A 5,173-nucleotide genomic window follows, 5' to 3' on the forward strand; every position below is an offset into this window, starting at 1 on the left:
CTGGGTATGCTGAAGGATCCTCAGCAATATTATGACAACGTGTCGGCCTGTTCACTTTGTCACTCCTGTCAGAACGTGTGTCCGGCAAAGGTTGATCTGGCTGACCAGATCTATTGCTGGCGGCAGAAGCTGCATACTTTGGGTGTGGCCAGTCCGTCGAAAAAACTGATGTCCGGCGGCATGCAGTTCCTGATGGAGCGTCCTTCTCTTTTCAACATGGCGCTGCATCATGCATCGGTGGCCAATGCATTGCCTCACTGGCTGGTTTATAACAGCCTGAACGATTGGGGTAAAGAGCATGAGATGCCTGTCTTTGCGAAGGAAAGTTTTAATGAAATGTGGAAGAAAAACAAAGTGAAGTGATTTTATGAGTAGTCGAGAAGATATATTGGAAAGTATTCGCAGTCACACACGAATGCGTTACGAGAAACCGGATTATGCTCCTTTAGAGCAGGAAGCCCTGACTTATGCCGATAAAGTGGCCCAGTTTTGTTCGGTCATGCAGCTGGTCGGCGGAAAAGCGGTGGTGCTGGGTGAAGGAGAAGATATCAATGAAGTGATCACCCGACTGTATCCGGATGCCGGAAGGATAGCCACCTGTGTGGATGAAGTCAAGGGTCAGGCTATTACTTGTGCCACGTTCCGTCCTGACGATGTCAGCAATCCGGGTGAACTGGACGGTACAGACCTGGCAATTGTTCAGGGACGGGTAGGAGTCTGTGAGAACGGAGCTGTGTGGGTGCAGCAGGACGTGGAACAGCGTGCCGTGTATTTCATTTCCGAAGCGCTGGTGCTGCTGGTCGACAAAAGCCGGCTCGTGAACAATATGCACGAAGCTTATAAGTGTATTGATACCGGTTCCTACGGATATGGAGTATTTATTTCCGGACCTTCCAAGACGGCAGATATCGAACAGGCTCTGGTAATGGGAGCACACGGGGCACGTGATGTGACCGTGATCCTGATCTGAGTATTTCTGAGAATAAAAGACGCACCGAAAGAGTCTAAAAGTTCCTTTCGGTGCGTCTTTGCATTTCCGGCGGTCATTGTTTGGCCGTCCGGCCATCAGGCTTAATGCCTTGCAAGCCCGTTCTGAGTAATCCGGTGTTCTATCGGTTGTACTTTCTGTGTAATTTCGCGGGAATTGTCTGTTTCCATGAACTGGATTCCTGCCCACCACAAAATGTTAAGCACGATAGTTCCAAGAATTAAGGTAGCAGCTGTGATTCTGGCTTCTATCTGTTTTCCGGATATCCTGTGCGGGATCATCTTGATCGATTCAAGTCTTTCCATTTCCACTAGTTCAGTTTTCTCCATGTTAAAAATCCAAATTCTTTCCTTTTCATCCTATAAATGACAGTATTCGCCCAATACTGCATGCAAAGACTGATTTTTTTCATTAATTGACGTAAACAGTCTTGAAATATTTGTCGAACAGGGCTTTTGCCTCTTCCAGTTGTTCGGGAGTATTGCATTTTACGTCTTTCAGCTGATATTCCAGGTTCATGGCCTCATACTTGTGGACACCTAAGGTGTGATAGGGAAGAATTTCCACACGCTCTATCATCTGATAGTTTTTGAAATGTTCTCCCATGGCTTCGATATCCTCACGGAAATAGCTGTAGCCTTGTACCAGCACGTAGCGTAACCAGAACGGTTTTTGGTTTTCTTCCAGCCAGGCGGCAGTCTTCAGTGTCTGTTCGTTGCTTCTGGCTGTCAGCTTCCTGTGGCGGTCGTTGTTGAATTCCTTTACGTCCAGCAGGACGAGATCGGCCAGTGTGAGCAGAGTTTTGACATCTTCATTCCAGATGCTTCCGTTGGTGTCGACACAGATATGTATGCCTGCTTCTTTCAGACTGCGGAACAGGGGAATCAGTTCGCGTGCCTGGAAGGTAGGTTCTCCACCGCTGAAAGTGATTCCTCCTTTCTTTCCGAAGAAAGGTTTCTGGCTGACAGCCATTTTCAGAATTTCTTCAGGAGAAGTTTCCTTGCTTTCTCCTTTGGCATCGATCGTGTCCGGATTGGCACAGTAGAGACAGCGGAAGTTGCATCCCTGAAGGAATACTACCAGACGGATTCCTGGGCCGTCGTAAGTGCCTAATGATTCATACGAATGTACTCTGATCATGGAATTAGTTATTAGTTGTACGAATAAGTAAAGTCTGTCTTGTTTTTGTCAGAGGGGCATAGACACAAAGTCACAACGGGGATATTCCCGCTGTGTCTTCGTATCTTAAGCTATGGAAAGTCGCACTGTCTGCCTTTTGGCAGGCAGACAGGTGCGGTAATTACATGCGTTCGTGGAAGCTGCGTGAGATAACTTCCAGCTGATGTTCGCGGCTCAGCTTGATGAAGTTTACAGCATATCCTGATACGCGGATGGTCAGCTGCGGATATTTTTCCGGATGCTCCATGGCATCTTCCAGCATTTCGCGGTTCAGTACGTTGACGTTCAGGTGATGAGCGCCCTTCACGAAGTATCCGTCCATCATGGTCACCAGGTTCTCGATACGGTTTTCCATATCAACACCGAGTGATTTCGGCACGATAGAGAACGTGTTGCTGATACCGTCCTGTGAGTCACGGTAACGAAGTTTCGCTACAGAGCTCAAGGAAGCGATGGCACCGTTCTTGTCACGTCCGTGCATCGGGTTAGCTCCCGGAGCGAAGGCTACGCCTTTGGCACGTCCGTCAGGAGTAGCACCTGTCTTCTTTCCGTACATAACGTTCGACGTAATGGTCAGGATAGACAAGGTCGGTTTGGCGTGCTTGTAAACCGGAAGTTTCTTCAGCTCTTCGTCGAAGTAGTAGATCAGATCGACAGCCAGATGGTCTACACGGTCGTCATCGTTACCGAAGCAGGGGAATTCTCCTTCGATGTCGAATCCTTCTGTCAGGCCGATGTCGTTGCGACGGGCAGTTACCTTCGCATATTTGATGGCAGACAGAGAGTCAACGGCAATAGACATACCGGCTACACCATAAGCCAGATTGATTACCGGATCAGTATCAACGAAGGCCATCTGTGCCTTTTCGTAATAATACTTGTCGTGCATGTAGTGGATGATATTCATAGCCTCGTTGTAAACGCGGGCCATTTCCTTCAGCACTTTCTTATAGTTGGCGAGCACTTCTTCAAAGTTCAGTACGTCGCTGCTCAATACCGGGATATCTTTTACCATCAGTGTACCGGTGTTTTCGCAACGTCCGCCGTTGATGGCAAGCAGCAGAGCCTTGGCCAGGTTACAGCGTGCACCGAAGAACTGGATATGGCGGCCGATGTCCTGATAAGATACACAGCATGCAATACCGTAGTCGTCGGAGTTACGCACTTCACGCATCAGGTCATCGTTCTCATACTGGATAGAAGAGGTGTCGATAGATACCTGTGCACAGAATCTCTTGAAGCCTTCCGGCAGTTCCGGACTCCACAGAACAGTAAGGTTCGGTTCGGGTGAAGGACCGAGGTTGTACAATGTCTGGAGGAAGCGGAAAGAAGTCTTCGTAACCTTGGTGCGTCCGTCGTTGAAGCGTCCGCCGATAGACTCAGTCACCCAAGTCGGGTCACCGGCAAAGATATCGGTATAAGCCTGCATACGCAGATGGCGTACCATACGGAGTTTGATGACAAACTGGTCGATCAGTTCCTGTGCGTGTGCTTCATCAAGCAGACCGTGTGCCATATCATATTCGATATAGATATCGAGGAAAGAAGACACATTACCCAATGACATGGCAGCACCGTCCTGTTCCTTAACGGCAGCCAGATAAGCCATGTAAACCCACTGCACTGCTTCCTGGGCATTCTGTGCCGGACGGCTCAGGTCGAGTCCATACTGTTCGCCCATGATCTTGATTTCCTTCAGGGCCTTGATCTGTTCTGCTACTTCCTCACGCAGGCGGATGCGTTCGTCGGTCATCGGACCGGTCAGGTGACGCAGGTCATCCTGCTTTGCCTCGATCAGGCGGTCAATACCATATAAAGCCAGACGGCGGTAGTCACCGATGATACGTCCGCGGGCATAGTTGTCGGGAAGTCCGGTCAGGAATCCCAGTGAACGGAATGAGCGGATTTCTTCGGTATAGGCATCGAATACACCGTCGTTATGAGTTTTACGGTAATGCGTGAAAATATCTTTGACTTTCGGATCTACTTCCATTCCGTTTTCACGGCATGCTTTTTCCACCACTTTAATACCTCCGAAAGGTTTGATGGCACGGCGTAATACTTCATCGGTTTGCAGACCTACAATGACTTCATTTTCCTTGTCAATGTATCCGGGTGCGAACGAGGTAATGGTTGAAACGGTTGACGGGTCGAGCGAGCGAACACCGTTGTTGGCGCGTTCTTCTGCCAGTGCTTCCAGACATTTGTTCCATACAGCCTTGGTGCGTTCTGTAGGGCCAGCCAGGAATGAGGCATCGCCTTCGTACGGGGTGATGTTCGTTTTTACGAAATCGGTCACGTTGATCTCATGGTTCCAACGTCCTTCTTTGAAATTTATTGCCATAGAAATATTAATTATAGAGTAAATAAGGCTTAGTTATCTAAACCGTTGCAAAGGTACTAAATTATTACATACTTCGCAATACCTATAATTAAGTATATTGTTAATTTGCAATAATTACAAAAATGCAGCAGGAGAAAAAAGGAACTTTAAAAAGGAGGTGCGGGAGAGAAGAAATAAAGGCCTCGGGCTTTTTAAAAAACGTTTCGGCGTTTAAGTGAAAAGACTTCGACGAATCAGGTAAAACGTCGAAGTCTTTTTGGACAGTCCTTTCAGGCCTGTTTTTGTTGTTTTTCCTCCTCCGGACTGATGGAACGGATGAATCGTGCGGGTACGCCGGCAACGATGGCATTGGCCGGTACGTCCTTGGTAACCACGGATCCGGCCGCAATGATGGAATTGTCGCCGATGGTGACTCCCTGCAGGATGGTTGAATTGGAACCGATCCATACGTTACGTCCCACAACGATGGGGGCGGGAAGCATGGATTGCCGTTCTTCGGGGGCAAAACCATGGTTCAGCGTGGCAAATACAACATTGTGTCCTACCAGGCAATTGTCGCCCAATGTGATACCACCCTGGTCCTGAAAGTGACAGCAGGCGTTGATAAATACGTTTTTTCCTACGGTGATGTTTTTCCCGAAATCTGTGTAGAACGGAGGAAA

5 protein-coding genes and 1 pseudogene are annotated in these 5,173 nt (G+C 48.4%); 2 read left to right on the plus strand and 4 right to left on the minus strand.

All coding sequences use genetic code 11. The features are described 5' to 3' along the window. Nucleotides 1–363 (plus strand): annotated as a pseudogene (locus BACCOPRO_RS02425) (4Fe-4S ferredoxin); the annotation flags it as partial. A gap of 4 nt (nt 364–367) precedes the next feature. Next, a complete protein-coding gene (locus BACCOPRO_RS02430) occupies nt 368–970 on the plus strand; it encodes a LutC/YkgG family protein (protein ID WP_022277464.1) in 603 nt (200 codons plus the stop codon). A 101-nt stretch (nt 971–1,071) separates the two neighbouring features. Here the strand turns inward: BACCOPRO_RS02430 and BACCOPRO_RS02435 are convergent, their stop codons facing one another. The 4 genes from BACCOPRO_RS02435 to BACCOPRO_RS02450 form a co-directional block, all read right to left on the minus strand. Beyond that, the gene (locus tag BACCOPRO_RS02435; RefSeq protein ID WP_008140573.1) at nt 1,072–1,317 is read right to left on the minus strand and encodes a hypothetical protein; all 246 of its coding nucleotides are present in this window, start codon (nt 1,315–1,317) and stop codon (nt 1,072–1,074) included. A gap of 82 nt (nt 1,318–1,399) precedes the next feature. Next, nucleotides 1,400–2,128: a pyruvate formate-lyase-activating protein gene (pflA, locus tag BACCOPRO_RS02440; RefSeq protein ID WP_008140575.1), complete on the minus strand. Its 729-nt coding sequence runs from the start codon at nt 2,126–2,128 to the stop codon at nt 1,400–1,402. Between the two features lie 160 nt (nt 2,129–2,288). Next, complete coding sequence (gene pflB, locus BACCOPRO_RS02445) at nt 2,289–4,511, minus strand: formate C-acetyltransferase (protein ID WP_008140577.1); 2,223 nt, start codon at nt 4,509–4,511, stop codon at nt 2,289–2,291. 269 nt (nt 4,512–4,780) lie between these two features. Next, the coding region (locus tag BACCOPRO_RS02450; RefSeq protein ID WP_008140579.1) for a DapH/DapD/GlmU-related protein at nt 4,781–5,173 on the minus strand (393 nt) is incomplete at its 5' end.

Source organism: Phocaeicola coprophilus DSM 18228 = JCM 13818, assembly GCF_000157915.1.
Lineage (GTDB): Bacteria > Bacteroidota > Bacteroidia > Bacteroidales > Bacteroidaceae > Phocaeicola > Phocaeicola coprophilus.

Bases quoted from the DNA above. Each gene is read 5' to 3' on its own strand.
- pflA (WP_008140575.1), bottom strand. From the start codon at position 2,128: ATGATCAGAGTACATTCGTATGAATCATTAGGCACTTACGACGGCCCA.
- BACCOPRO_RS02430 (WP_022277464.1), top strand. From the start codon at position 368: ATGAGTAGTCGAGAAGATATATTGGAAAGTATTCGCAGTCACACACGA.
- BACCOPRO_RS02435 (WP_008140573.1), bottom strand. From the start codon at position 1,317: ATGGAGAAAACTGAACTAGTGGAAATGGAAAGACTTGAATCGATCAAG.
- pflB (WP_008140577.1), bottom strand. From the start codon at position 4,511: ATGGCAATAAATTTCAAAGAAGGACGTTGGAACCATGAGATCAACGTG.